Annotated in this window: 25 protein-coding genes; 10 read left to right on the top strand and 15 right to left on the bottom strand. The window is 69.6% G+C overall.

All coding sequences use genetic code 11. The features are described from left to right. Window position 1 precedes the first annotated feature (1 nt). The 4 genes from ACFQ4H_RS11810 to ACFQ4H_RS11825 form a co-directional block, all read right to left on the bottom strand. Window positions 2-700, bottom strand: coding sequence for a helix-turn-helix domain-containing protein (locus ACFQ4H_RS11810; protein ID WP_377570041.1), 699 nt, complete (start codon window positions 698-700; stop codon window positions 2-4). A 151-nt stretch (window positions 701-851) separates the two neighbouring features. Continuing rightward, window positions 852-2,546 (bottom strand): CotH kinase family protein, encoded by a 1,695-nt coding sequence (locus tag ACFQ4H_RS11815; protein WP_377570042.1) that lies wholly within the window; start codon window positions 2,544-2,546, stop codon window positions 852-854. Window positions 2,547-2,596: 50 nt separating this feature from the next. Then, window positions 2,597-3,274 (bottom strand): DUF4956 domain-containing protein, encoded by a 678-nt coding sequence (locus tag ACFQ4H_RS11820; RefSeq protein WP_377570045.1) that lies wholly within the window; start codon window positions 3,272-3,274, stop codon window positions 2,597-2,599. Between the two features lie 6 nt (window positions 3,275-3,280). After that, complete coding sequence (locus ACFQ4H_RS11825; RefSeq protein WP_377570046.1) at window positions 3,281-4,246, bottom strand: polyphosphate polymerase domain-containing protein; 966 nt, start codon at window positions 4,244-4,246, stop codon at window positions 3,281-3,283. 176 nt (window positions 4,247-4,422) lie between these two features. On the opposite strand from ACFQ4H_RS11825, the gene ACFQ4H_RS11830 reads away from it, so the two are divergent. Then, window positions 4,423-5,373, top strand: a complete 951-nt coding sequence (locus tag ACFQ4H_RS11830; RefSeq protein WP_377570165.1) for a 5'-3' exonuclease — start codon at window positions 4,423-4,425, stop codon at window positions 5,371-5,373. A gap of 68 nt (window positions 5,374-5,441) precedes the next feature. Here the strand turns inward: ACFQ4H_RS11830 and ACFQ4H_RS11835 are convergent, their stop codons facing one another. Beyond that, the gene (locus tag ACFQ4H_RS11835) at window positions 5,442-8,270 is read right to left on the bottom strand and encodes a DEAD/DEAH box helicase (protein ID WP_377570048.1); all 2,829 of its coding nucleotides are present in this window, start codon (window positions 8,268-8,270) and stop codon (window positions 5,442-5,444) included. Window positions 8,271-8,355: 85 nt separating this feature from the next. Between ACFQ4H_RS11835 and ACFQ4H_RS11840 the strand changes: the two genes are divergently transcribed. Together ACFQ4H_RS11840 and ACFQ4H_RS11845 are read left to right on the top strand one after the other, a co-directional pair. Next, complete coding sequence (locus tag ACFQ4H_RS11840) at window positions 8,356-9,129, top strand: HAD family hydrolase (protein WP_377570050.1); 774 nt, start codon at window positions 8,356-8,358, stop codon at window positions 9,127-9,129. 120 nt (window positions 9,130-9,249) lie between these two features. Continuing rightward, window positions 9,250-10,074: a class I SAM-dependent methyltransferase gene (locus ACFQ4H_RS11845; RefSeq protein ID WP_377570053.1), complete on the top strand. Its 825-nt coding sequence runs from the start codon at window positions 9,250-9,252 to the stop codon at window positions 10,072-10,074. Here the strand turns inward: ACFQ4H_RS11845 and ACFQ4H_RS11850 are convergent. The 6 genes from ACFQ4H_RS11850 to ACFQ4H_RS11875 all read right to left on the bottom strand — a co-directional run bounded on the left by ACFQ4H_RS11850 (window position 10,066) and on the right by ACFQ4H_RS11875 (window position 14,818). Then, window positions 10,066-11,010 carry a diacylglycerol kinase gene (locus ACFQ4H_RS11850; protein ID WP_377570054.1) on the bottom strand — a complete coding sequence of 315 codons (945 nt, stop codon included), beginning with the start codon at window positions 11,008-11,010 and terminating at the stop codon, window positions 10,066-10,068. The two genes, ACFQ4H_RS11845 and ACFQ4H_RS11850, sit on opposite strands and share 9 nt — an antisense overlap. A gap of 70 nt (window positions 11,011-11,080) precedes the next feature. Next, entirely contained in the window at window positions 11,081-12,013 is a 933-nt protein-coding gene (tatC, locus tag ACFQ4H_RS11855) for a twin-arginine translocase subunit TatC (RefSeq protein WP_377570057.1), read from the bottom strand. A gap of 7 nt (window positions 12,014-12,020) precedes the next feature. Next, window positions 12,021-12,317 (bottom strand): Sec-independent protein translocase subunit TatA, encoded by a 297-nt coding sequence (gene tatA, locus ACFQ4H_RS11860; protein ID WP_377570058.1) that lies wholly within the window; start codon window positions 12,315-12,317, stop codon window positions 12,021-12,023. 213 nt (window positions 12,318-12,530) lie between these two features. Then, complete coding sequence (locus tag ACFQ4H_RS11865; RefSeq protein WP_377570059.1) at window positions 12,531-12,779, bottom strand: hypothetical protein; 249 nt, start codon at window positions 12,777-12,779, stop codon at window positions 12,531-12,533. 45 nt (window positions 12,780-12,824) lie between these two features. Next, window positions 12,825-13,805 carry a helix-turn-helix transcriptional regulator gene (locus tag ACFQ4H_RS11870; RefSeq protein ID WP_377570061.1) on the bottom strand — a complete coding sequence of 327 codons (981 nt, stop codon included), beginning with the start codon at window positions 13,803-13,805 and terminating at the stop codon, window positions 12,825-12,827. Beyond that, window positions 13,802-14,818, bottom strand: coding sequence for a helix-turn-helix transcriptional regulator (locus ACFQ4H_RS11875; protein WP_377570063.1), 1,017 nt, complete (start codon window positions 14,816-14,818; stop codon window positions 13,802-13,804). Before ACFQ4H_RS11875 ends, ACFQ4H_RS11870 begins: the two co-directional genes overlap by 4 nt. Window positions 14,819-14,964: 146 nt before the next feature. On the opposite strand from ACFQ4H_RS11875, the gene ACFQ4H_RS11880 reads away from it, so the two are divergent. Beyond that, entirely contained in the window at window positions 14,965-16,050 is a 1,086-nt protein-coding gene (locus ACFQ4H_RS11880) for a DUF3866 family protein (RefSeq protein ID WP_377570065.1), read from the top strand. An 80-nt stretch (window positions 16,051-16,130) separates the two neighbouring features. Here ACFQ4H_RS11880 and ACFQ4H_RS11885 read toward each other — a convergent pair whose 3' ends face one another. From ACFQ4H_RS11885 to rfbA, 3 genes are all read right to left on the bottom strand, one after another. Beyond that, window positions 16,131-16,331: a hypothetical protein gene (locus ACFQ4H_RS11885; RefSeq protein ID WP_377570067.1), complete on the bottom strand. Its 201-nt coding sequence runs from the start codon at window positions 16,329-16,331 to the stop codon at window positions 16,131-16,133. Window positions 16,332-16,501: 170 nt separating this feature from the next. Continuing rightward, complete coding sequence (pafA, locus tag ACFQ4H_RS11890) at window positions 16,502-17,860, bottom strand: Pup--protein ligase (RefSeq protein WP_377570068.1); 1,359 nt, start codon at window positions 17,858-17,860, stop codon at window positions 16,502-16,504. A 154-nt stretch (window positions 17,861-18,014) separates the two neighbouring features. Then, window positions 18,015-18,890, bottom strand: coding sequence for a glucose-1-phosphate thymidylyltransferase RfbA (gene rfbA, locus ACFQ4H_RS11895; protein ID WP_377570069.1), 876 nt, complete (start codon window positions 18,888-18,890; stop codon window positions 18,015-18,017). A gap of 100 nt (window positions 18,891-18,990) precedes the next feature. Between rfbA and rfbB the strand changes: the two genes are divergently transcribed. From rfbB to ACFQ4H_RS11925, 6 genes are read left to right on the top strand one after another with little or no spacing between them, the layout of a single operon-like run. Then, complete coding sequence (gene rfbB / locus ACFQ4H_RS11900) at window positions 18,991-19,986, top strand: dTDP-glucose 4,6-dehydratase (RefSeq protein ID WP_377570071.1); 996 nt, start codon at window positions 18,991-18,993, stop codon at window positions 19,984-19,986. Further along, window positions 19,983-20,879 carry a dTDP-4-dehydrorhamnose reductase gene (gene rfbD / locus ACFQ4H_RS11905; protein ID WP_377570073.1) on the top strand — a complete coding sequence of 299 codons (897 nt, stop codon included), beginning with the start codon at window positions 19,983-19,985 and terminating at the stop codon, window positions 20,877-20,879. Before rfbB ends, rfbD begins: the two co-directional genes overlap by 4 nt. Continuing rightward, on the top strand, window positions 20,876-21,247 hold the full coding sequence (locus ACFQ4H_RS11910; RefSeq protein ID WP_377570075.1) for a DUF2304 domain-containing protein: 372 nt from the start codon (window positions 20,876-20,878) through the stop codon (window positions 21,245-21,247). The genes rfbD and ACFQ4H_RS11910 overlap by 4 nt, the downstream gene beginning before the upstream one ends. After that, entirely contained in the window at window positions 21,240-21,941 is a 702-nt protein-coding gene (locus tag ACFQ4H_RS11915) for a glycosyltransferase family 2 protein (RefSeq protein ID WP_377570077.1), read from the top strand. Before ACFQ4H_RS11910 ends, ACFQ4H_RS11915 begins: the two co-directional genes overlap by 8 nt. After that, on the top strand, window positions 21,941-23,245 hold the full coding sequence (locus ACFQ4H_RS11920) for a polysaccharide biosynthesis protein (RefSeq protein ID WP_377570167.1): 1,305 nt from the start codon (window positions 21,941-21,943) through the stop codon (window positions 23,243-23,245). Before ACFQ4H_RS11915 ends, ACFQ4H_RS11920 begins: the two co-directional genes overlap by 1 nt. Next, window positions 23,242-24,267, top strand: a complete 1,026-nt coding sequence (locus ACFQ4H_RS11925) for a glycosyltransferase family 2 protein (RefSeq protein ID WP_377570079.1) — start codon at window positions 23,242-23,244, stop codon at window positions 24,265-24,267. Before ACFQ4H_RS11920 ends, ACFQ4H_RS11925 begins: the two co-directional genes overlap by 4 nt. Window positions 24,268-24,348: 81 nt before the next feature. Here the strand turns inward: ACFQ4H_RS11925 and prcA are convergent, their stop codons facing one another. After that, on the bottom strand, window positions 24,349-25,200 hold the full coding sequence (gene prcA / locus ACFQ4H_RS11930) for a proteasome subunit alpha (RefSeq protein WP_377570081.1): 852 nt from the start codon (window positions 25,198-25,200) through the stop codon (window positions 24,349-24,351). Between the last annotated feature and the right edge of the window lie 22 nt (window positions 25,201-25,222).

The following is a 25,222-nucleotide window of genomic DNA, read 5'->3' on the forward strand; positions in this document are numbered from 1 at the left end:
CTCAGCGGGCGCCGACCAGCACCCCGAGCGGTACGCCGGCCAACGCTCGCACGTCCCGGGACAGGTGCGGCTGGTCGGCGTACCCGCTCCGGACGGCGACCTCGGCGGCCGGCACCCCGGAGCGGGCCAGCGCCAGGGCGCGTTGCATCCGCAGGATCCGGGTCAGCATCTTCGGTCCGTAGCCGAAGAGCGCCTGGCAACGACGATGCAGTTGGCGTGGGCCGAGACCGAGTTGCGCGGCGGTCACCGCGACATCGTCACCTGCGGCGATGTGCTCGACCACGAGCGCGGCCAGCGGGTCGGGTCCGCCATGATCACGCAACCGGTCACGCGCGATGGACTCCAGTAGCCGGCCCGGCTGACGGGTCGTCGCCACGCGCTCCTCGAACTCCCGGACCAGCGAGGACGCCCAGACCGCCGACAGCGGAACGCGCCGGTCGCGAAGTTCGCTGGCCGGCATCCCCAACACGGCCGGGCCGGCGCCGGGTGCGAACCGGAGGCCGAAGTAGCGTGCGCCCGGCGGCCCGTCGTCCAGATAGGCGGCCGTGTCCGGACCGGCCACCAGCAGGCCGCCGTGTGCCGACCAGATCAGATCCATGCACCCGTCGGGCAGTATCCGGCCGGGCAGGGACTCGTCCGACCGGGTGCTGGACCACAGCATCGCGCCCGCCACCTGATGGGACACCGTCTCCTGGTACACACCCCCAGCCTGCCATCCCCGCCCAGCCGGCGGCAGGACGGACCGGTGCTGGTCGTCGCGGGCCAACCACTGACTGCCCGACGACCGGATGCGGTCGTCGGGCAGTCAGTGGATCCGTTGCGGAGGCTGTCGAGCTGCCCCGCCCAGCGCACTAGCCCTTGGTGATCACCTCGTGGCCAGCCAGGCTCTCGGTACGCTGCTGGATGAGGGTCTGCATCTGCTTGACCTCGGCGGCGACCGTCTCGGCCTGGTAACCATCGACGGTCGCCAGAACCGCGGCAACCTCGTCGATCACGCTCAGCGCCCGGCCGCTGCCGTACAGCTGCTGGTAGAGCTCGCGGTAGGCATCCTCGTAGACCTCCGTGAAGGCGGAGTTCTCCAGGAACCGTTCCTTGAGCTCGTGCCCCATCATGGGCCCGTTCTGCCGGCCCTGCCCACCCGGCCGGGCCGCCCCATCGTCACCAGCACCCGGCATCGTTCCCTGCGGAAACTGCGGCGGTGTTCCGGTGGCGGGTTGCTGCTCCGCGCCGCCACCGGGCGGAGCCCCCATGCCACCGGGCGGACCGCCCACGCCGCCAGGGCCTCCCATCGTTCCGGCATCGTGCGGTCCCCGCGTCGCGCTGCCGCTGAAGGCGAGGTTGTGGTCCCAACTGATCACGCTGAACTTCTTCGTGCCCAGGTCGTACCAGAGGTAGTAGTTGCGACCCGGGCCAGCCATGTCGTCGAAGTTGAGCAGCAGGTTCTGCAATGCGACGTAGCGGGCGAACGACGCCACGTCGACGTGATCGGCGAGCCGGGCCGCGAACTCCTCGTCAGAGGCCTCGGTGACCCACTTGATCAGGTTGATCACCGGTTGCAGGTCCTGGCTCCCCTTCTTGTTGATCTGCTTGAAGTCGTCCTGGTAGTCGACCGGATCCTCGCCCTGGTACTCGAACCGGCTGGTACTCAACGACTTGTACAGCACGCCCGGGGACTCGAACTCGTCGGCGAAGTGCTCGTCCGGATGTTCCACGATGAGCCGGGCGGTGGTGGGCCGGTCATTCACCGAGAACGAGCTGTAGGCGTATCGCTGGGCAGGTTCCCCGGCAAGGTCGATCAACGAGAGCGCGAGAGCCTCGTTGAGTACGGTGGAACCACCGCCCATCCCGCCGACCCGTACCGCGATCTCCTGATGCCCCTGGTAGCGCCGGCCCTCGACGAACTCGTCGAAGCTGATCAGCCACGGCAGGTCCTCGGGCTCCTCGGCCGCCAGGGACGCCCGGCCGGGCCCGCCGCTACCCGGACGTTGCCCGCCCCCGGCCGGGCCACCACCGGTCTGCGGCTGGTCACCTGTCTGCGGCTGGCCATCGGGCGGGTTACCCCCGGGTGGCTGACCATCCGGCATACCGCCCTCGGGGCGGACACCACCGCCGGGTCGGCCACCGCCAGGTCCGGCACCCCCCTGACTCTGTCGCGACTTACCGTCCCGGGTGAGGCCCATCAGGGTGGAGTTGCCCTTGAGCCGGATCCCCACACTCGGTACGGCCGTACCGTCGACCACCAGGTCCGCCTCGACGTACACCTTCTCGCCGTCGTCGAAGTAGCTGTCGAGCATCCGCTGGTAGTCCGAGTCGCGGAAGGTCAGCGAGATGCTGTGTGCCGTGCTCGCATCGAACAGGTCCCGACCCCCGGCGATGTCGATGGTGACCTCGTCACCGGTGGCATCGCTGGCGCTGGTGACGTACGGACGGACCCGACCGCTGCCGAACACGAGGGTGAGTACGGTCAGGAAGGCGACGCACACCACCAGCAGCTTCCAGTAGTGCCGCAGCCGTACCGGGACACGGTGTTTGAGCCGTCGGATCATCGATCGTCGAGGCGTCGGAGGCGGGCTGGTAGCCGGCATCGGCGCGATCATTACAGGTCCGTCTGGTCGTAGCCGGTCAGTACGGTCACCCGCTGCCCAGCGGTCCGCTCGCTCAACGCCGCGATCAGGTCCCCGGGCTTGGCGCCCTTCTTCAGCCGCACCGAGTACAGCAGCTCGGTAAGTGCCCCACCACGGATCGACTCCAGGCTCACCAGCTCGAACTCCGAGGTGTGCCTCAGCAACACGTCCTGGATGTCGTCGGTGTGGTCACCGGTCGGCGGCACCTGCACCTTGACCACCTGCCGCTGCACGTTCAGCTGGAACCAGCTGAACCGGTACATCACCAGAATGACCAGGCCGATCGCCACGGCAGCGACGACCGCGAGGGTGTAGAACCGGGTGCCGCAGGCCATTCCGACGCCCATGACGAGGAAGATGAACCCGACATCCCGGGTTTCCTTGATCGCGTTACGGAACCGCACCACCGACAATGCTCCGACCAGCGCGAAGGCGCGGGCGATGTTCGAACCGACCACGAGCATGATCAATGAGACCAGCATTCCGAGAATGACCAGGGTCTGGACGTACGACTGGCTGTAGGAAACATTGCGGTGGGTCGCGCGGTAGATCCAGCCGATCACCGAGCTCAGCACGAACGACAGGGCGAGGGCAATCGCGATGTCACCGACACTGAACGTGCCGGAAAGATCCTGAACGTTGAAGTCCATTGCTGTTCATGCCTCGCTTCGGGGTTCGGCCAACGACACTTCGCCGTCAGCATCGTCAGAAATATGGAAGATCGACCGGGGTGCACGGCCGAAAGCCTCGACGCTCTGGCAGTACTTCGACACCCGTACCACCGACAAATTGCTTCTGGCCGCCAGATCGGTCAGCCAGTACGGGACCCGTTCGTTGGCCTTGACCTCCATGACGGATTTGGACGGTGGGATGATGAGCCGGTTCTCGGAATCCGCACCGAGGTGGAAGTCCCGGTCCCGTCCCCGTACCCGGTGGTCCAGCGTCACCCGTAGACCGAGATCCGACTCCCGCCCGATGAAGGCCTGCCGCTGATAGCCGGTCATCGCCACCGGCCGTAGGTCCAGGCCGGATACCAGGCCGAGCACCTCCTCCGCGAACGCCTGCTGTCCGGGAGCGTGCTCGATCATCTTGCGCCCGTCACAGAGTTGCCGGGCGAGGTGATAGGGCAGGGCTATCCGCCGCTTCTGGGTGACCCGGTTGACCCGCTGCTTGATTTCGACGTAGACGGTGGTGTCGTCACCGATGCTGAACCGGTCACCGTAATGGCGGACCCGCAGTTTGCGGCGAAACCTCAGCCCTTCGATCTTCTCCCAGTAGAACCGCAGTTGCGTGGTGTCGTAGTAGACGCTCCACACGCCGTAACCACCGTCGACGCCGTGGCTGTCCCGGTCCATCCGGTTGGCCAACTCGTCACGCAGCACCGGCACCATCGCCGCATCCACCAGATACTTGACCTCGTACCGGTTGAATGCGTGCAACTTGCTCGGAGCACGCAGGGAGTGGCCAGCCTGGTCGGTGTCGGATTGCGCCGACCGGGACGGTCCGTCCGCCGGGGGCGGCGACGTCCCAGGAACAGGAGGTGCCGGCCCCGGGTCGTCCCTGGCGAAGCGGGCCGAAACGGCGTCGGATTGTCTGGCTCGGCGGCCGAGCGTGAAGCGCATCAGGTTCCGTCTCCTCTCCAACAACTGCGGAGATCAAGCGAAACCGGTTAACGTCAAAACGAGCTTTGAACGAGCTGTGAACTCCTGTGAACCGACACACGAGCACCTGTCCGCAACCTGTCGGCCGGCTGGGACGCCCTGATCAGTCGGAATGCCGTAGCCGCGCCACGTCGGCTCTGACACACCGCTGTGCGAGGCTGTGTCGTGTGAACGAGCCACGTCCCCTGCTTCTCGTCGACGCCCCGAGTCTCTACTTCCGGGCCTACTTCGGCATTCCGGAGTCGGCTGCCCGGGCACCCGACGGCAGCCCGGTCAACGCCGTACGCGGCTTCCTGGACATGCTGGCCACGCTGATCCGTAACCGCCGACCGGATCGGCTGGTGTGCGCGCTGGACTACGACTGGCGTCCCGCCTGGCGGGTGGCCCTGCTGCCGTCGTACAAGGCTCACCGGCTGGCACCGGCCGGCGGAGAGGTGGTTCCGGACACCCTGGTCCCCCAGGTGCCGCTACTGCTCGACGTGCTGTCCGCCGTCGGTATCCCGGCGATCGGGGCCGACGGCTACGAGGCCGATGACGTACTCGGCACGCTGGCGACCACCCAACCCGGGCCCATCGAGGTGGTCTCCGGCGACCGTGACCTGTTCCAGCTCGTCGACGACGCTCGCGGCGTCCGGATGCTCTACTGCGGACGGGGCGTGGCCAAGCTGGAGGACTGCGACGACGTCGCCGTGCGGACCAAGTACGGTGTGCCAGCCGCCGGCTATGCGGACTTCGCCGCACTCCGCGGCGACCCCAGTGACGGTCTGCCCGGTGTGACCGGCGTCGGGGAGAAGACGGCCGCCCGCCTGATCGACCGGTACGGCAGTCTCGACGGCATCCTGGCTGCCCTGGACGATCCGACGGCCGGTTTCGCCGCAGGGTTGCGGGCCAAGCTGCTGGCCGCCCGGGACTACCTGGCCGTCGCCCCCCGGGTGGTACGGGTCGCCCGGGACGTGCCGCTGCCGGAGCTGGCCACCGCACTGCCCCCGGCCCCCGTCGACGAGGACCGGCTGCTGGCCCTGGCCGAGCAGTGGAACCTTGCCGGATCCTGCCGCCGTCTGGTGGACGCGATCAGCAGCCAGGACTGAACGGCACGCCTGACCCGGCCGGTTCGGGTCCACCCGCAGTCAGCGCCCCGACCGGTCGGCTCATGGGGTCAGGAAGCGGCGTGGTAGGACAGGACCCCCCGGTTCACCGCCGCCATCGCCGCCCGGGCCGTGGACCGCAGGTCACTCGACGCTCCGCCGGAGTCCGCGAGCTGGCCGAGCAGGTCCACCACCTGGCGGGCCCAGCGGACGAAGTCCCCGGCCGGCATTTCGCCGTCAAGATCATGGCCGCTGGCCAGCACCTTCGCCAGTGCCTCCCCACGCGCCCAGCGGTAGATCGGCCAGACGAAACCGAGATCCGGTTCCCGGGTCACGTCCAGGCCCCGGCTTGCCTCGTCCGACTCCAGCTCGGCCCACAGCTTCAGCGTCGTGTCGACCGCCTCGGACACCCCGCCCCGGGGTACGGAGGCACGCTCGTCGGTGTCCCGCCGGGCCTCGTACACGATCACCGAGACCGCGGCGGCCAACTCCGCCGGGCTCAACCCGTCCCACACTCCCCGCCGTAGGCACTCGGCCACCAGCAGGTCCGCCTCGGTCCAGATCCGTCCGAGCATCCGACCCGCGTCGGTCACCTCTCCCTCGCCGGACAGGTAGCCCCGGGCCGTCAACAGCGCGCAGATCCGGTCGAAGGTACGGGCCAGCGATCCGGTACGGCCGGCGACCCGCTGACGTAGCTCGTCGGTGTCCCGCTCCAGCCGTCGACGCCGCTCCGCCCAGCGGGCGTGCTCCTCCCGTTCCGGGCAGGAGTGGCACGGATGCCGGCGCAGTTCGGTACGCAACTGGGTGAGCTGGTGGTCCTCGGCGCTGGTCCGGGACCGGCCGCCCCGGCGGCGCGGGTGCCGGTCCAGCCCGGTCGCGGTGACGGCCGCCGCCAGGTCCCGTCGGGCGGCGGGTGAGCGCGGGTTGAAGTGCCTCGGCACCCGGATCCGGGCCAGCACCTCGGCCGGGGTGGTGAAGTCGGCCGGAGTGACCCGGCCGGCCCACCGGTCCTGGGTGAGCACCAGCGGTCGGGGCTCTCCGAAACCACCACCGCTGGGATCGAGCACCACTGCCAGACCGGCCCGACGGCCCGACGGCACCCGGATCACGTCGCCGATCCGGAGCCGCTCCAGGGCGGCGATGGCGTCAGCCTTGCGCTGTGCCTGCCCCTGCCGGTTCAGCGCCCGTTCCCGGTCCGCGATGGCCACCCGCAGGGCGAAGTACCCGTCGAAGTCGCCGTGGTGGCACTGCGCCTCGACGCCGTACGCCTCCATGGTCTCGACGTTGCGTTGCACCTGTCGGGCCAGCCCCACCACCGACCGGTCGGCCTGGAACTGTGCGAACGACGATTCCAGCAGCGCCCGGGCCGGTTCGGCACCAACCGAGCCGACCAGGTTCACCGCCATGTTGTACGACGGTCGGAAACTCGACCGCAGCGGATAGGTACGGGTGGACGCCAGACCGGCGACGTGCCGTGGGTCGACCTCGGGCGACCACACCACGACGGCGTGCCCCTCGACGTCGATGCCCCGCCGACCGGCCCGGCCGGTCAACTGGGTGTACTCCCCCGGCGTCAGGTCGACGTGCGCCTCGCCGTTGAACTTGACCAGCCGTTCCAGCACCACGCACCGGGCCGGCATGTTGATGCCCAGGGCCAGCGTCTCGGTGGCGAAGACCGCCTTCACCAGCCCCCGTACGAACAGTTCCTCGACCACCTCCTTGAACGCTGGCAACATGCCGGCGTGGTGGGCGGCCAGGCCCCGTTCCAGTCCGTCGAGCCATTCCCAGTAGCCGAGCACCGACAGGTCCTCACCGGGGATGGTGGTGATCCGACTCTCCACCACGTGCCGGATCTCGGCCCGCTCGTCGGGGGTGGTCAGGCGCAGCCCGGCGGCCAGGCACTGCTGTACGGCGGCGGCGCAGCCGGCCCGGCTGAAGATGAACAGGATCGCCGGAAGCAGTCCTTCCCGGTCCAGCCGTTCGACCACGTCGGCCCGGAGCGGGCCACGCCAGCGGGGGCCGCGACGGTTCCAACCCGGCCCCGCCCCGCCGGAGGCGGCGTCGCCGAGTTCCAGCCGGCGCATGGTCTCCCGGGTGTAGCGCAGCAGTTCCGGATGCACGTCGTGCTTGCGGGCCGCGTCCGCGTCGTGGAACAGGTCGAACATCCGGCGGCCGACCAGCATGTGCTGCCACAGCGGCACCGGCCGGTGCTCGCTGACCACCACCTCGGTCTCCCCGCGGACGGTGACCAGCCACTCGGCGAACTCCTCGGCGTTGGAGACGGTCGCCGACAGGGACACCAGCGTCACCGACGGCGGAAGGTGGATGATCACCTCCTCCCAGACCCCGCCCCGGAACCGGTCGGCGAGGTAGTGCACCTCGTCCATCACCACGTAGGCGAGGCCCTCCAGGGTGGCTGAGCCGACGTAGAGCATGTTGCGCAGCACCTCGGTGGTCATCACCACCACCGGCGCGTCGCCGTTGATTGCGTTGTCCCCGGTCAGCAGTCCGACCCGGTCGGCACCGTAGCGGTCCACCAGGTCGTGGTACTTCTGGTTGGACAACGCCTTGATCGGGGTGGTGTAGAAGCACTTGCGGATCGGTGCGGTGCCCGCCGAGCCGGCCGGGACGCCGATCGCCGTCGTGGTGCCGGCCGAGGCTGCCGCCGGGGTCGGGGACAGGGCCAGGTGTACGGCGAACTCGCCGACCACGGTCTTGCCCGCACCGGTCGGTGCGCACACCAGCACCCCGCTGCCACGTTCCAGTGCCTGGCATGCCTCCCGCTGGAAATCGTCAAGGTCAAACCCGAGGTCGAGGGCGAACTCGTCCAGGGCGGGGAACGTACTGGCCTGCGCGGCCCGGCGGCGCGCCGCGGCGTACCGCTCGGCGGGGCTCGACATACCCCCAAGATTAATGCGTGCCGGCCGGATCCACGCGGCAGGCCGTCGAGCGGTCCCGTCCGACCCGGTCGGTAGGGTGCTCGGCGTGCCGGACCATCTCGAACCACCCAAGTCTCGTACGACGAGCGAAACCGCCAGCGATGCCCGCCCGGCGCTTCCGCGCCGCCCGGTCGACGCCGTGCTCTTCGATTTCCATGGCACGTTGGCCCAGGTGGAAGACCCGGTCGCCTGGGTCCTGGCCGGTGCCACCGCGTGCGGTGCCACCCTGGAACGGGCCAGAGCCACCGCACTGGCCGACCGGCTGCTCACCGCCGGGCGGGCGGGCGGGCCGCTACCGGCTCGCGTCCCGCCGCACCTGGCCGAGGTGTGGGCCGACCGGGATCTCTACCCGTCCGCCCATAGGGAGGCCTACACCGGGCTGGCGGCCACGGTCGACACGGGCGTCGACGGGCTCGCCGAGGCCCTGTACGAGCGTCTGCTGCGCCCCGAGGGCTGGCTGCCGTACGCCGACACCGCCGCCACGCTGACCGCGCTGAAGGCGGCCGGCGTGCCGGTGGCGGTGGTCAGCAACATCGGGTTCGACATTCGGCCGCTCTTCGACGCCTGGGGGCTCACCGACCTGATCGACGCCTTCGTGCTGTCGTACGAGGTGGGTCGCTGCAAACCCGACCCGGCAATCTTCTACCGGGCGTGCGGGATGCTCGGGGTCGAGCCCGAACGGGCGTTGATGGTCGGCGACACTCCGGCGGACGCGGGGGCGGTACGGGCCGGCCTCGCCGTGCTGGTGCTGCCGGCTGCGGAAGCCGGCCTGGCCAACGGGCTGACCGCCGTGCTGGACATCGCCCTGGCCGGACGATGAGCCGGTAGGCCCGGTCAACCATCGGACAGGCTCGGTCCGCTGCCAGGTCGGTCCGGTGGAGCATGTTCGCCGAAGGGTATTCGGTTGCTGACCGTACGTCGGTAACTCCATGCTCTCGTCATGCTGCGCGACGAGATCATGGAGTTCTATCGGCAAGGCGGTGAGCACAGCCGCCTCGCCGAGGGGCAGGGCAGGTGGGAGTACCTGCGCACCTGGGACGTGCTGAGCCGGGTGCTGCCGACCGCACCGGCCAAGGTGCTGGACGTGGGCGGCGCGACCGGGGTCTACGCCGAGCCGCTGGCCGCCGCCGGTTACACCGTGCACGTGGTGGACCCGGTGCCGGAGCAGGTAGCGGCGGCCGGGAGACACCCGGGGGTCACCGCAGCCGTGGGTGACGCCCGGGCACTTCCCGCTGCTGACGGCAGTACGGATGCCGTCCTGCTGCTCGGCCCGCTGTACCACCTGGTCAGCCGGGTCGAGCGGGTTCAGGCCTGGCGGGAGGCCGCCCGGGTGGTACGCCCCGGGGGTCCGGTCGTGGCCGCGACGATCAGCCGGTTCGCGTCCCTGTTCGACGGCTTCACCAAGGGTTACTTCGACGATCCGCAGTACGGCCCGATCGTCGATCGTGCGCTCACCGACGGGGTACACGCCAACGACGAGAGCGCCGATCGGACCTGGTTTACCACCGCCTACTTCCACCGCCCCGAGGAGATCGCCGACGAGGTCGCCGAGGCGGGACTGGACCTGGAACGCATCGTGGCGGTCGAAGGTCCGGTGTGGTTGGCGGACTCGCGCCTGGCGGAGTTACTCGCCGACACCGGCCGTACCGAACTACTCCTGCGTAGGCTGCGCGACATCGAGGCCGAACCGAGCCTGCTCGGGGCCAGCAGCCACCTGCTGGCGGTCGCCCGCCGCCGCCAGCCGCCGGGCGCCGGGTCAACGTAGCAGGTGCAGCGCACCGGGCACGGCGGTCACGGTCACCGGTAGCTGGGCCAGCCGTTCCCCGTCGGCGTACGCGACGATGCCGTCGGCCTGCAACTCGACGGTACGCGCGCGATAGCTGTGCACCTGCGGATGCTCCACATGGGTGCCCCGGTAGACCCGTGGCTTGATCCGTACCAGGGTGCCCCGACCGACTGCCCCGGCGACCACCACGTCCAGCAGTCCGTCGGTGGGGTCGGCCGCCGGGCAGATCCGCATCCCGCCGCCGTAGCTCGCGCAGTTTCCGACCGCCACCAGCACCGCGTCCAGCTGATGCTCCACATCGTCCAGGCGCAACGTGTAGCGGCGTGGCCGCAGCCGGGCCAACTCGACCAGGATCGCGATGTCGTACCGGCGGGGGCCACGCGGCCACCGCATCCGGTTGGCCCGCTCGTTGACGATCGCGTCGAAGCCGGCGGCCAGCACCGCGCCGTACCAGCGTTCGCCGCCCTCGGCACTGGTCGTCCGGGCGAGGTCGACCGGGCGGGTACGCCCGGTGGCCAACGCGGCGGTGATCACGTCGACCGCGGCCAGCGGGTCGGCGGGGAACCCGGTCTCCACCGCGAAGTCGTTGCCGGTCCCCGCCGGCACCGGCCCGAAGGCCACGCCGGTGCCGGCGACCGCCTGCAACGCCACGTGCACGGTGCCGTCGCCGCCTACGGTCACCACGGCTGCGGCGCCGTCGTGGACCGCCGTCCGGCAGGCGGCCTGCGCTTCGTCGACGGTACGGGCGTCGAGCAGCCGTACCTCCCGGCCGGCGGTGCCGAGCCGCTCCAGGACGGTGGGTAGCAGTGCGCGGTACCGGCCCCGACCGGCGGCGGGATTGGCCAGCACCGCCACTGGGCCGTCGGCCAGCGAGCCGGTGGGCGCAACACCGGAGAGGTGATCGTGTGCGGTCACGGCGAGCACCGTACCGCCCAGCGGTTCGGTTACGGTGCTCGCCGTCGACGCGTCGGGCCTGACTGCCCGATCAGGTCATGTCGTCGTAGCGTCGGTCGATCGGAGCCGGTTCGGCGACCGGAGCCACCGCTTCGATCCGTTCGCCCGCGGTGACCGGCTCCCGGTCGTCCTCCAGCGGGGAGACCTCGTCGTCGTCCAGGCCGGCGTAGATCTCCTTGCCACGACCACGACGCTTGTCGTTGATGAAGGCCACACCGACCGCCGCGAAGTAGAGCGCCGAGAGACAGATGGCCAGTGCCGTCATCCCGAACGGGTCGGGGGTCGGCGTGACGACGGCGGAGAACGCGAAGAAGATGAAGACCGCGACCCGCCACCAGCCGAGGAGCCGCTTGGCGCTGGCGACCCCGGTGAAGTTGAGCATCAGCACCAGCAGCGGGAACTCGAACGCCACCCCGAAGATCAGGATCAGGTTGGTGACGAACGAGATGTAGCGGGTGACCTCCAGGCTGGTGTCGAGCCCGGTGACGCCCGAGGTGAGAAGGAACTCGAGCCCCTTCTGCACCACGAAGTAGGCCAGGACCGCGCCCGCTGCGAACAGCGGTGCGGCGATCCCGGCGAACGCGTAGGCGTACCGGCGCTCGTGCCGGTGCAGGCCGGGGGCGACGAACGCCCAGAGTTGGTAGAGCCAGACCGGCGCGGCGACGATCAGGCCGACCCACAGCGCGATCTTCAGCTTGAGCAGGAAGCCGTCCGCCGGACCGAGCTGCACCATCTGACAGGTGCCGTCCGCAGCCCGGAAGTTCGGCAGGTCGCAGTAGGGCTGCTGGAGCAGGTCGAAGACCGGGTCGGCCAGCCACATACCGACGACGAAACCGACCACGATCGCCAGCGAGGCCCGGAACAGGCGGTTACGTAGCTCGCGGATGTGCTCGACGAGGGTCATCGAGCCGTCGGCGGCCCGTTCGAAGTTGCTCGGTCCCCGCTTACGGAGGGCGAAGCGCACGGCCCGGTCAGTGGTTGTCGCGGACGCGCTGCGGGTCGTTCACCGGCGGCGCGGGCGGCTGGTAGCCGGGCTGGTGCACGCTGGTCGGGTGGACCACCTCGGGCGACAGCGGCTGGCGGCCGTGCTGGGCGTCGGCCTTCTCGGCCAGATCCTTGTCATCATCAGCGAGGCTCTTCGTCTCGGCCTTGATGATCCGCAGCGATCGACCCAGCGAGCGGGCCGCGTCCGGAAGCCGCTTCGCGCCGAACAGCAGGATCAGCACAACCACGAGCACGATGATGTGCCACGGCTTGAGGGCACCCATGGGAAGCTCCTGTTGGTCTTTTGTCAAACGTGAGGAGTAACCAGCCCATCGTACGTGTGTCGACGGCCCGTGCTACCCGCCGGGCTGATGACATTTCGCCCCGCCGGTGAAGTCTTGACCAACGAAGAGTTGCCGTCAACCCATGTCACCAGCGGATTCGCGGGCGGACAGAACATCGTCGCGGCTGCCGTTCCCGTCGGCAGCATCGGACGGTCAACTGCCCCGCTTCGCTCTGATCACGGCGATCCGCTGCTGGGTGATCTCGGCCCGCTGCTGTAGGTCCGCCACGCGCTCCTGCACCGCGAGTGCGCTGGCCTGCAACGACCCGGCCCGGTCCTGATGGGCCAGCAGGGTCAGCGCGGCTCGACGTAGGGGCACCAGCCGGGCCTGCAGCGACCGGACCGCCAGGGCCAGTACGACCAGCGCGAGCACCACCACCGCGAGCACGATCCACTTCACCACGGCGGTCAGCCTAGTGCCTGTCGGCGCGCTGCGCCCGGTCGGCCACTACGTGGGCACGGCGTACGCGTCGAGCGCAGCCGCCGCCTGGTCGCGTACCTGCACGGCGAGTTCCGCCGGCGACACCACCGTGGCGTCCGGCCCGAGGCCGAGTACGAACCGGCGGGCCCAGTCCAGGTCGCTGACCCGCAGCGACACCAGCCACTCCTCGCCCTCGGTCCGTTCGACCCGCTCACACGAGTAGTACTCGGTGATCCACCGGCCGGCCCGGCCCACCCGTAACGTCACCAGTGTCAGGTCCGGTGCGGGTTGGAAGAGCCCGGCACTGAGGTCGTGCAGCCGGGCCTGCGGCGGGGTCACCGCCGGTTCCTCGAGTTCGAGCAGTGCGTCGATGCGGTCGACCCGGAACAGCCGCATCGCCTCGGCCTGGCGGCACCACGCCTCGACATACGCCTTGCCATCGACCATCAGCATCCGTACCGGGTCGATGACCCGTTCGGTCGTCTCGTCCCGAGCGGCCGTGTAGTAGGTGATCCGTAGCGCCCGCTGGCGCTGCACCGCCCCGCGCAGGGCCTCGACCTGGTCGCTGCCGCCCGACATCTCGACGGCCACCGGAGCGTCGGCGAGATCCCCGGCCGCGTGCTCGATCTTCGCCAGTGCCCGGTCGATCGCGTCCCGGTTGGCCATCCCGGGGGTCTCGGCCAGCATCCGCAACGCCACCACCAGTGCCAGCGCCTCGTCCGGAGTCAGCCGCAGTGGCCGATCGATGCCCGCGTCGTAGGTGATGGTGACCCGATCACCGTCGAACGCCATGTCGATCAGGTCGCCCGGACCGTAGCCGGGCAGGCCGCAGACCCAGAGCAACTCCAGGTCCTCACGCAACTGACGGTCACTGACGCCGAGGTCGGCAGCCGCCTCGGCGATCTCGATGCCGGGCCGGGCCAGCAGGTAGGGCACCAGGTTGAGCAAGCGCGCCAACCGGTCGGCGGAGGCACGGGAACCGCCGCCGCGCTGCACTGGAGTGCTCACAGCGTCCCCTCGCCGGCCGGGCAGGCGGAGGCGGCGATCACTTCGTCGTGGCGGACCGCAATCTCCTTGAGCCGCTGGATGACCGCTTCCCGGACCTCGGGTGGATCGAGCACTCGCACGTCGGGACCGTAGCGGACCAGGGTGCCCGCCAGCGACTCGGCGTCGGCGTACGGCAGGACCAACCGGTCCCCGTCAGGACCGGGGTGGGACTCCCGCGCCAACCGACGCAGGCCCGCGCCCCGGCCGGGCAGGACCAGGACCGTGGCCCGACGGGTGCGCTCGACCGGACCGGACCAACGGGCCACGTGGCTGATCAGGTCGACACCGACGGGGGCCTGATAGGCGCCCGGCTTGCCGACGGCCCGGACCGCGCCGACGATTCGGGACAGCCGGAAGCAGCGGGTGGCGGCCCGGTCCAGGTCATGACCGACGACGTACCACCGACCGCGCCAGCAGACGACCCCCCAGGGCTGCAACCGCCGACTGGTGGACACGTCGTCGTCCGGCACCCGGTATTCGAAGGTGACCGTACGCCGTTCCCTGGCCGCTGCGGTGAGCGGCGCGAACGCCGGGTCGACGGTGACCACCGGCTCCATGCCGAGGGTGGCCTGCGGGTCGACGTCTATGCCGGCGGCCCGCAGCTTGGCCAGTCCGGAGGAGGCTGCGGCGGCCAGCCCGGCGTGCCGCCAGAGCCGGGCGGCGATCCCGACGGCTGCCGCCTCATCCGGTTCGAGGGGAATGTCAGGAAGGGCATATTCGCGGTGTGCGATCCGGTATCCCGGCTCGGTGTCGAAGACGCTGGCCGTACCGGTCTCCAGCGGCACCCCCAGTTCGCGCAGCTCAGCCTTGTCCCGCTCGAACTTGCGCTGGAAGGCTTCATGGTCGCGCGTGTCGTCCGGGTCGTGCTCGTAACCGGGTACGGTCGCGGCGATCTGCGCGGCGGTCAGGAACCGCCGCGTGGACAGCAGGCAGATCACCAGGTTGACCAGGCGTTCGGTACGAGTCCGCGACACGGCTATGACGCTAGCAGTGTGGCAACGACGACCGTGCACCCGTACAGGCCGAAATCAGTCGGAATGCAGCCGGCGGCCCCGACGAGCGCCGTCGCCACCAACCGGACTAGCGTGCTAGCGGCAGCGGCTTGGCATAGGAGCAACGCATGGTGCGATGGCGGTCGGGCACGGTAACAGCAGTACGGCGCAGCTGGCGCGGCGCGGTGGAACTGGACGTGGCGCTGCCCGACGCCACCCAACTGCGGGCGCTGGCCTATCCCGAGCTGGTCGGCTCGCCAGAACCCGGGGACCGGGTCCTGCTCAACGTCGGTGCGCTGGTGATGGGGCTGGGCACCGGCGGCTACGCCCTGGTCGTGGCACTGCCCGACCGGCTACCCGCCGATCCGCCCGGTACGGGCACCACCCGCGACACCGGGCACCTGGTGAAGGCGCGCTACACCCCGCTACAACCGATCATGCTCGGCGTCGACGAGGAGGCCTCGCCCCACCGGTCCGTACTCGCCGACGCCGACGACGTGACGGGGATGCCGGTGGTCACCGCCGACCTGCACTCCGCCCTCCCGGCGATCGTCGCCGGCATCCGGGCAGACGCACCGGCGGCCCGGATCGCCTACCTGATGACCGACGGCGGCGCCCTGCCGGCCTGGTTCTCCCGCACCGTCGACGGGCTACGCGACGAACTCGTCGGTACGGTCACCGTCGGGCAGGCCTTCGGCGGTGACCTGGAGGCAACCAACATCCACAGCGGCCTGCTGGCGGCGCGACACGTCCTCGGCGCGGACATCACGATCGTCGCCCAGGGGCCGGGCAACCTGGGCACCGGCACCCGGTGGGGATTCTCCGGCGTCTCCGTGGGTGAGACGGTCAACGCCACCGCCACCCTGGGCGGACGAGCGGTGGGCTCGCTGCGTATCTCCGGTGCCGACCTGCGGGAGCGCCACCGTGGGCTGTCCCACCACAACGTCACCGCGTACGGCCGGGTCGCGCTCGCCCCGGCCGAACTGGTGCTACCCGTCGGGCTGGAACCGGAACTGGCCACCCTCGTGGAGGCGGCGCTCGCCCCCCTCGCACAGCGGCACCGCATCGTCCGGATCGACACCTCCGGACTCGACGCCGCGCTGCGGGCGGCACCGGTCCCGCTGGCCACCATGGGACGCGGGCTGGACGCCGACTACGCCTACTTTCTGGCGGCGGCTGCAGCTGGCCGCCACGCCGCCGCGCTTACCAGCTGAAACGTTGGACCTGATCGGCTCGACCGCCACTGGGTGGAACGAACCGGGACGGCTGGCACAGTCAGGAGACCAGGGCGGGATCAGGCCAGGAAGATCAGGGCGAGCCATCCGCCGACGATCAGCACCAGAGCCGCCGCCAGCACCCAGGTCGGCACGGTGTACTCGCCCCGGCGGTTACGGGCGATCTCGTCGGCGACCTTCTGACGACGACGCTGGACCCAGTTCGGACGCGGCTCGTCGGCACCACGCCCGCTGCGGTCGGAAGGTTCTGGAGAGGCCATAGCGCGCACCAGCGTACCCGGTGGGCAGCCGGCAGCCCGGTCCGGGCGAAGATCGAACACCGGTGCCGACGGGTCGGCGGGGTGACCGCCGTCGAGGTGGACGGCCACCACCCGCCGATGTCGTCCCAGCCGGCGATCCCCGTTTCCGGAATGCCGGTCATGACCTGCGGTTACATGCTGGCGATCAGGCGCTCCACCCGCTCGTCGTACGCCCGGAACGGGTCCTTGCAGAGCACGGTGCGTTGCGCCTGGTCGTTCAGCTTCAGGTGCACCCAGTCCACGGTGAAGTCGCGCCGCTTCTCCTGGGCGTGCCGGATGAACTCGCCACGCAGCCGGGCCCGGGTGGTCTGCGGCGGCGTCTCCTTCGCCTCGAAGATCTCCAGGTCGGTGGCGACCCGGTCGACCTGCCCCCGCCGCTCCAGCAGACCGTAGAGGCCCCGCCCCCGACGCAGGTCGTGATAGGCGAGATCCATCTGCGCGACCCGGGGATGCGACAACGGCAGGTCGTGCTTCTTCTGGTACCTCTCGATCAGCCGCAGTTTGGTCACCCAGTCGATCTCACGCGACACCGGCTCGAGATCACCGGTCTCCACCGCCCGCAGTACCCGCCCCCAGAGCTCGACGACCCGCTTGGCGGTCTGGTCACCACCCCGGCGCTCGACGAACTCGGTGGCCTTCGCCAGGTACTCCTGCTGGATCTCCAACGCGCTGACCTCCTTGTTCGAGGCCAGTCGCACCTTACGGCGGCCGGTTATGTCGTGCGAGACCTCGCGGATGGCCCGGATCGGATTCTCCAGCGACAGGTCACGCATCACCACGCCCGCCTCGATCATGCGCAGCACGATGTCGGCGCTGCCCACCTTGAGCAGGGTGGTCACCTCGTTCATGTTGGAGTCGCCGACGATGACGTGCAACCGGCGGTAGCGCTCGGCGTCGGCATGCGGCTCGTCCCGGGTGTTGATGATCGGCCTACTCCGGGTGGTCGCCGACGAGACGCCCTCCCAGATGTGCTCCGCCCGCTGCGACAGGCAGTAGACCGCCCCCCGCGGGGTCTGCAACACCTTGCCCGCGCCGCAGATGAGCTGGCGGGTCACCAGGAACGGAATCAGCACATCGGCCAGTCGGCCGAACTCGCCGTGCCTGGAGACCAGGTAGTTCTCGTGGCAGCCGTAGGAGTTACCGGCCGAGTCCGTGTTGTTCTTGAACAGGTAGATCTCTCCGGCGATGCCCTCGTCGTGCAGCCGCTTCTCCGCATCGACCAGCAGCCCCTCCAGGATCCGTTCGCCGGCCCGGTCGTGGGCGACCAGATCGGCGACCGAGTCGCACTCGGGCGTCGCATACTCCGGGTGGGACCCGACGTCCAGGTAGAGCCGGGCGCCGTTACGCAGGAAGACGTTGCTGGACCGCCCCCAGGACACCACCCGGCGGAAGAGGTAGCGGGCCACCTCGTCCGGGGAGAGCCGTCGTTGTCCGCGATAGGTACAGGTGACGCCGTACTCGGTCTCGAGGCCGAAGATTCGCCGCTCCATGATGAGACATTAGCCCTCCGAGGCCCCTCTTGGTCACTTTCCTGTCCGGGCAATCTGACCGCCGGTGACGAAACCGCCACCCAGTCGCGGAACGCGACCAACAGGACACCCCGGCCGTACGGAGCACGCAGTTCGTGGGCGGGTCAGGCCACGGTCAGGCGGTACCCTTCTCGGCCAGCCGATCAAGGAGATAGTTGCCGTAGCCACTCTTGGTCAACGGCTCGGCCAACGCCGCAAGCTGTGCATCGGTGATCAGACCGGCCCGCCACGCCTCCTCCTCGACACAACCGATCTTCATCCCCTGGCGCTCCTCGATCACCCGGACGAATTCCGCGGCCTGCATCATCGAGGCGAAGGTGCCGGTGTCGAGCCAGGCGGTACCCCGGTCGAGCACGGTCACGGTCAGCTGTCCCACCTCCCGGTACGCCTCGTTCACCGCGGTGATCTCCAGCTCGCCCCGATCGCTCGGCTTGAGCCCAGCGGCGATCTCCAGCACCCGGTTGTCATAGAAGTAGAGGCCCGGCACCGCGTACCGGCTCTTCGGCTTGGCGGGTTTCTCCTCGATCGACAGCACCCGTCCGGCCTCGTCGAAGTCGACCACGCCGTACGCCTCGGGGTTGGCCACCGGATAGGCGAAGACCCGGCCACCGACCAGCCCGCTGTGGTCGGCGAGCTGCCGGCCGAGGCCGACCCCGTGGAAGATGTTGTCCCCCAGGATCAACGCGACCGACTCGTCACCGACGAAGTCGGCACCGAGAACGAACGCCTGCGCGATGCCCTCCGGGCGGGCCTGCACGGCGTAGTCGAGTCGGAGACCGAACTGGCTGCCATCGCCCAGCAGACGCCGGAACTGCGGCTGATCCTCCGGCGTGGTGATCACCAGGATCTCCCGGATGCCGGCCATGATCAGGGTGGACAACGGGTAGTAGATCATCGGCTTGTCGAAGATCGGCATCAGCTGCTTCGAAACTGCCCTGGTGATCGGCCACAGCCGGGAGCCGGTGCCGCCGGCAAGAAGGATTCCGCGCACCGGGGGAGCCTACCCATAGACCATGCTCCCAGCACACGGCACGTCGGGCTACCGACGGTGCCGGCCTGTCGACCCGATGGTCGCGTAGACTCCCGATCCCGTGAGGATCCTCGTTACCGGCGGAGCCGGATTTATCGGGTCTGAGTACGTTCGGATGCTGCTGAGCGGCACCGGCCCCGAACTCGCGCCCAGCGCCGTCACCGTCCTCGACAAGCTCACCTACTCGGGCAATCGGGCCAACCTCGACCCGGTCGCCGACGACCCCCGGCTGCGCTTCGTCCAGGGCGACATCTGTGACGCCGAGGTGGTCGACGAGGTGGTCGCCGGACACGACGTCATCGTGCACTTCGCCGCCGAGTCGCACGTCGACCGCTCGATCCACGGAGCTGCGCCGTTCGTCACCACCAACGTGCTGGGCACCCAGACACTGCTCGACGCCGCCCTGCGGCACGGCACCGGTCGGTTCGTGCACGTCTCCACCGACGAGGTCTACGGCTCGATCGACGAGGGCTCGTGGACCGAGGAGTGGCCGCTGTCGCCCAACTCGCCGTACTCCGCCTCGAAGGCCGGCTCGGACCTGCTGGCGCTGGCGTACCACCGTACCCACGGCATGGATGTGGTGATCACCCGCTGCTCCAACAACTACGGGCCGTACCAGTTCCCGGAGAAGGTCATCCCGCTGTTCGTCACCAACCTGCTCGACGGCGGCACGGTGCCGCTCTACGGCGACGGTGGGAATGTGCGGGACTGGCTGCACGTACACGACCACTGCGTCGGTATCGCGCTGGTCCAGGACAAGGGCCGGCCGGGCGAGGTCTACCACATCGGCGGCGGCACCGAGTTGACCAACCGCGAGCTGACCCAGCAGTTGCTCGACGCCTGCGGCGCAGGCTGGGACCGGGTCGTGCCGGTCGCCGACCGCAAGGGGCACGACCGCCGCTACTCGCTCGACATCAGCAAGATCAGCCAGGAACTCGGGTACGCCCCGAGCATCGACCTGGACCGCGGCCTCGCCGAGACCGTGCGCTGGTACCGGGAGAACCGGGCGTGGTGGCAGCCGCTCAAGGCCGGCGCCAGCGTCAACCCGACCGCATGAGCAAGCCGCAGCCGTGGCTGGTCACCGGGGCCGCGGGCATGCTCGGCCAGGATCTGGTGGCCGTGCTGACCGGTCGGGTCGGGCGTCCGGTCACCGCCACCACCCGGGCGGAGCTGGACCTGACCGATCCCACAGCGGTCCGGGCCGCCGTCGCCGGTCACGCCGTAGTGATCAACGCCGCGGCCTGGACCGACGTCGACGGGGCGGAGTCCCGGGAGGCCGAAGCCACCGCGATCAACGGTGACGGGGTGGCCAACCTGGCCCAGGCCTGCGCGGAGACCGGTGCCCGGCTCCTCCACGTCTCCACCGACTACGTCTTCCCGGGCAATGCCACCCGGCCGTACCCGGAGGACGCGCCGACCGCACCGGTCAACGCGTACGGGCGCAGTAAACTGGCCGGTGAAGTGGCCGTGGCCAAGCTCCTGCCGGACACTGGATACGTGGTGCGGACCGCCTGGCTCTACGGTGCCCACGGGCCCAACTTCGTCGCCACCATGCTGCGACTGGCCGCCGAACGTGAACAGCTCGACGTGGTGGACGACCAACTCGGCCAGCCCACCTGGTCGTACGCGCTGGCCGGACGGCTGGTGGAACTCGGCGAGGCGGCCCTGGCCGGCACCGCTCCGGCCGGCACGTATCACGGCACCGCATCCGGCCAGACAACCTGGTACGGCCTGGCCCGCGAGGTATTCGCAGTGAGCGGCCTCGATCCGGACCGAATCCGTCCGACTACCAGCGACCGCTATCAACGGCCCGCGAGCCGGCCAGCGTACAGTGTGCTGGGTCACGGTCGATGGTCGGCGGCGGGAATGGCTCCGCTACCGCATTGGCGCGTGATGCTGGCCGAGGCACTCCCCTTGTCCGGTCCGCCCGCACCGTGGAAGGTCGCATGAAACTCACCCTTATCACCGCGCTCACCGGCCTTGTCCTGGTGGCCACCATCGTGGAGTTGCTGCGCCGCCGCCAACTCCGCGAGAAGTACGCGATGCTCTGGCTGGGCGTTGGCCTGCTCGTCATTCCGCTGGCTGTCTTCCCCCGCCTGTTGGACCGGCCCGCCGAGTTCATCGGGGCGAAATCCGGCGTCAGCCTCGTCCTCTTCCTCGGAATCGTCTTCCTGCTGCTGGTCTGTGTACACCTGAGCTGGGAGGTCAGCCGGCTGGAGGAGGAGACCCGGACCATCGCGGAAGATCTGGCCCTGTTGCGGGCCAAGACGGAAGAACTCCAGCGCGAAAAGAACGAAGTGATGGCGGGCAATGATTAACAACAAGCGCGTCCTGATCGTCATTCCGGCCCTGAACGAATCAGGGTCCATCGGTGACGTGGTACGTGAGGTCCGCGGCGAACTTCCGTCGGTCGACGTGCTCGTCGTCGACGACGGATCGACCGACCAGACCGCAAAGGTGGCCGCTGCCGCCGGTGCCGCCGTCGCCAAACTGCCGTTCAACCTCGGGGTCGGCGGCGCCATGCGGCTGGGCTACCGCTACGCCCGGGACAACGACTACGACGTGGCGATCCAGGTCGACGCCGACGGCCAGCACGACCCCCGTTACGTCCCGAAGCTCGTCGACGCGCTCGACGAGGCCGACCTGGTGATCGGTGCCCGGTTCGCCGGAGAGGGCGACTACCGGGTCGGCGGACCCCGCCGGTGGGCGATGATCATGCTTTCCGGGGTGTTGTCCTCGATCGCGAAGACCCGGCTGACCGACACCACCTCCGGATTCCGGGCGGCCAACCGGCGGGTCATCGAGATGTTCGCCGCCTGGTACCCGGTGGAGTACCTCGGCGACACGGTCGAGACGCTCGTACACACGGCCCGCCGTGGTTACAAGGTCCGCCAGGTCCCGGTCGCCATGCGTAAGCGCATGGCGGGCACCCCCAGCCAGTCCCCGCTGAAGGCGATGATCTACCTGGGGCGCGCCTTCGCCGTACTTACCCTGGCGCTCGTCCGACGGTGATGAAACGTCTGCTCAACCTGCTTCCACCCGGCACCATTGCGGTAGGGGGCGGCCTCGCCCTGCTCGGTGCCGCCTCCTACGTGCACCTCGGGGTGGCCGGCCACCTGCTGGAGGCCAGTGACTATTCGTCGCTGTCCGTCCTCTGGTCGATCGTGTTCACCATCGGCCTGGGCCTGTTCATGCCGATCGAGCAGGAGGTGGCCCGACTGGTCGCCGCCCGCCGTACCGGTGGCCTGCCCCCGGGGCAGGTGCTGACCCGCGGAGCGGCGATCGCCGCCGCCATGCTGGGGTTGTTCGGATTGATCCTTCTCGGCCTGGGTGACCTGCTCACCGAACGCCTGTTCGCCGGGGACGCCTCACTGGTCTGGGTACTGGCCGGGGCGCTGGCGGCGCTGGCCGTCGCGCACACCACCCGGGGCCTCCTCTCCGGACTGCAACTGTTTCCCTGGTACGGCACCCAACTGGGCATCGACGGAGGGCTGCGGATCGGTCTGGTCGCGGCCCTGGGGCTGGCCGGGATCCGCTCCCCGTTCTGGTACGGGCTGGTGCTGGTGGTGGCTCCGCTGGTCTCGGTCGTGTGCACCGCACCGCCGGTGCTACGCGCTATCGGTGGTGGCCCACCGGCCCCGTGGCGCTCCCTGCTGCGCGGGCTCGGCCTGCTCATCGTGTCCAGCCTGCTCGCTCAGGTCGTGGTGAACATCGGCGTGATCAACGCCAAGCTCCTCAACCCTGACGACGTCGCTACCGCCGGTGCGCTGCTGTCCGCGCTGGTACTGGTCCGTATCCCGCTCTTCGTCTTCGCCTCGTTGCAGGCATCCCTGCTACCCGGTCTGGCAGCCGCCGCCACCGCTGGGAATCAGGCGGCCTTCCAGTCCCTGCTACGCCGCGCCCTGGGGATCGTCACCGCGCTGGGTGCGGTCGGTTCCGTGGTCGCCACCCTGCTCGGCCCCTGGCTGGTACGAATCCTGTTCGACGCTCCCGAGGTACTGACCCGGGTCGACTTCGCCTGGCTCTCCATCGGCACGCTGGCCTACCTGTGGGCGATGGTTCTCGGTCAGGCGATCCTGGCCCGGAACGGACACCGGGCACAGGCGCTGGCCTGGGTGGTCGGCACGATCGCCCTGGCCGCCGTCACCCTGGTCCCGATGTCGACCGCCCTACGGGTCGAGGTCGCCTACACGGTGGGCTCGATCGTGGTGGCCGCCAGCATGGCCGTACTGCTCCGCCGTTCGACGCAAACGATCAGTCCAGTGCCGCCCCTCGAAACCGTGGCGTCTTCCCTCGCCCCCGGAGACTACCGTTGACCCCACCACTCGTAACCGCGGTGATGCTCGCCTACGGTGCCGAGCCATGGCTCGCTGACGCCGCCCGCGCCGTCCTGGCCAGCAACGACGTAGAGGTAGACCTCGTCGTCGTCGACAACGGCTGTACCGGTGACGGCGTGGAGGTGGTCAAGGGCCTCGCCGGGGTACGCGTCCTGCGGCCGGAGGAGAACACCGGCTACTCGGGCGGCTGCCGGGTCGGCGCGGCCGAGGCGACCGGCGACTTCCTGGTCTTCGTCAACTCCGACGCGATCGTCGAGCCGGACGCCCTGGCCAAGATCGTCGCGGTCGCCGCCGAGGACGGTGTCGGCGCGGCGATGGCCTCGATCCGCTTGGCCGACCGGCCCGACACGATCAACACCTCCGGCAACCCACTGCACTTCACCGGGCTGTCCTGGGCCGGCGGCAACGGTGAACCGGCCAGCCAGCACATGCAGCGGACGACCGTACCGTCGGTGAGCGGATGCTGCTTCGCCATGCGAGCCGAGGTGTGGCGACGGCTGGACGGCTTCGCAGCCGAGTACTTCGCCTACCACGAGGACACGGAGCTGAGCCTCCGGTTGTGGCAGCAGGGCTTCCGGATCGAGTACGTCCCCGACGCCGTGGTCCGCCACTACTACGAGTTCTCCCGTAACACCTTGAAGCTGTACCTGGTCGAGCGTAACCGGCTGATCACGCTGCTCACTGCCTACGAGGGCCGTACGCTGGCGGTCCTTGCGCCGATGCTGCTGACCACGGAGGTGGCGATGCTCGCCGCCTCGGTGGCCGGCGGTTGGGGTCGGCAGAAGGTACGCGGCTGGGGCTGGCTGTGGTCGAACCGGGGGTGGCTACGCGCCCGGCGGCGACAGTTGCAGTCGGAGCGGCGGGTACCCGACGGGGTCGTCGCCAAGCTGATGACCGCCAGGGTCGCCCTCAACGAGGCTGCTCCGCCCGGCATGGGACTGTTCAACCTGCTGGCCGGTGCCTACTGGAAGCTGTCCCGGCCGTTGCTGAAGCGGAGCTGATCCGCCATCGGCGCAACCAGTGCAACGCGGAAGGGCCCGCCCCACGACTGGGGCGGGCCCTTCCGCTGTTGACGTCGGCGCTCAGGATTCGGGCTGCTCGGTTTGCTTCTCCTGACCCTCCAGGTCCGCGGAGGCGGCCGAGGTGGTGGGCTTGTCGGGGCCACTCGCCGGGGCCTTCGGCTCTTCGGGGCGGCTCTCGGCTGCCACCTCCGCCTCGGCGTTCTTCGCAGCCGCGCCACCGTCGAGCAACGCGGTGAGCGCGGACCCGGTTATCCGCCGGAAGGTACGACCAACCTTGCGTCGGTCCAGAAGCGCAACCTCCAGCTGGTTGGCTGCGATCGTACGGGCGGCACCGGCTTCACCACCGACGGTACCCAGGGCCCGTACGGCCAGTTGCACCGCCTCGCTCAGCGACATGTCGGACCGGTGGTTGGTGCGCAACACACCGGAGATCGCCTCCGCCTGTCCGCCCATCGCCATGCAACCCGGTTCGTCGTTGACCGATCCGTCGTAGGTGAGCCGGTAGAGCTCGTCGTCGTCCGGCTCGGCGCCGACCTCCGCGACGCAGATCTCCACCTCGAACGGCTTCGACTGCTCGGTGAAGATCGCGCCCAGCGTCTGCGCGTACCCGTTGGCGAGCGCCCGACCGGTCACGTCACGCCGGTCGTAGCTGAACCCGTTCAGGTCGGCCATCCGCACGCCGGCCCGGCGCAGGTTCTCGAACTCGTTGTACCGGCCAACGGCTGCGAAACCGATCCGGTCATAGATCTCACTGACCTTGTGCAGGGCGCTGGAGAGGTTCTCCGCGACGAAGAGCACCCCACCCTCGTAGCTGAGTACCACCGTGCTGCGTCCTCGGGCGATGCCCTTGCGGGCCAGCTCGGAACGGTCGCGCATGATCTGCTCGGGCGAGGCGTAGAACTGCATGGCCACGGCGGCGGTTCTCCTTTGAGCT

Origin of the sequence: Micromonospora sonneratiae (genome assembly GCF_042679305.1) — a bacterium.
In the GTDB taxonomy this organism is placed as follows: Bacteria; Actinomycetota; Actinomycetes; order Mycobacteriales; family Micromonosporaceae; genus Micromonospora_H; species Micromonospora_H sonneratiae.

Coding starts and splice junctions, on each gene's coding strand:
- ACFQ4H_RS11815 (WP_377570042.1), bottom strand. CDS start 2,546: ATGATCCGACGGCTCAAACACCGTGTCCCGGTACGGCTGCGGCACTAC.
- ACFQ4H_RS11820 (WP_377570045.1), bottom strand. CDS start 3,274: ATGGACTTCAACGTTCAGGATCTTTCCGGCACGTTCAGTGTCGGTGAC.
- ACFQ4H_RS11825 (WP_377570046.1), bottom strand. CDS start 4,246: ATGCGCTTCACGCTCGGCCGCCGAGCCAGACAATCCGACGCCGTTTCG.
- ACFQ4H_RS11835 (WP_377570048.1), bottom strand. CDS start 8,270: ATGTCGAGCCCCGCCGAGCGGTACGCCGCGGCGCGCCGCCGGGCCGCG.
- ACFQ4H_RS11845 (WP_377570053.1), top strand. CDS start 9,250: ATGCTGCGCGACGAGATCATGGAGTTCTATCGGCAAGGCGGTGAGCAC.
- tatA (WP_377570058.1), bottom strand. CDS start 12,317: ATGGGTGCCCTCAAGCCGTGGCACATCATCGTGCTCGTGGTTGTGCTG.
- ACFQ4H_RS11880 (WP_377570065.1), top strand. CDS start 14,965: ATGGTGCGATGGCGGTCGGGCACGGTAACAGCAGTACGGCGCAGCTGG.
- ACFQ4H_RS11885 (WP_377570067.1), bottom strand. CDS start 16,331: ATGGCCTCTCCAGAACCTTCCGACCGCAGCGGGCGTGGTGCCGACGAG.
- pafA (WP_377570068.1), bottom strand. CDS start 17,860: ATGGAGCGGCGAATCTTCGGCCTCGAGACCGAGTACGGCGTCACCTGT.
- rfbD (WP_377570073.1), top strand. CDS start 19,983: ATGAGCAAGCCGCAGCCGTGGCTGGTCACCGGGGCCGCGGGCATGCTC.
- ACFQ4H_RS11910 (WP_377570075.1), top strand. CDS start 20,876: ATGAAACTCACCCTTATCACCGCGCTCACCGGCCTTGTCCTGGTGGCC.
- ACFQ4H_RS11915 (WP_377570077.1), top strand. CDS start 21,240: ATGATTAACAACAAGCGCGTCCTGATCGTCATTCCGGCCCTGAACGAA.
- ACFQ4H_RS11920 (WP_377570167.1), top strand. CDS start 21,941: ATGAAACGTCTGCTCAACCTGCTTCCACCCGGCACCATTGCGGTAGGG.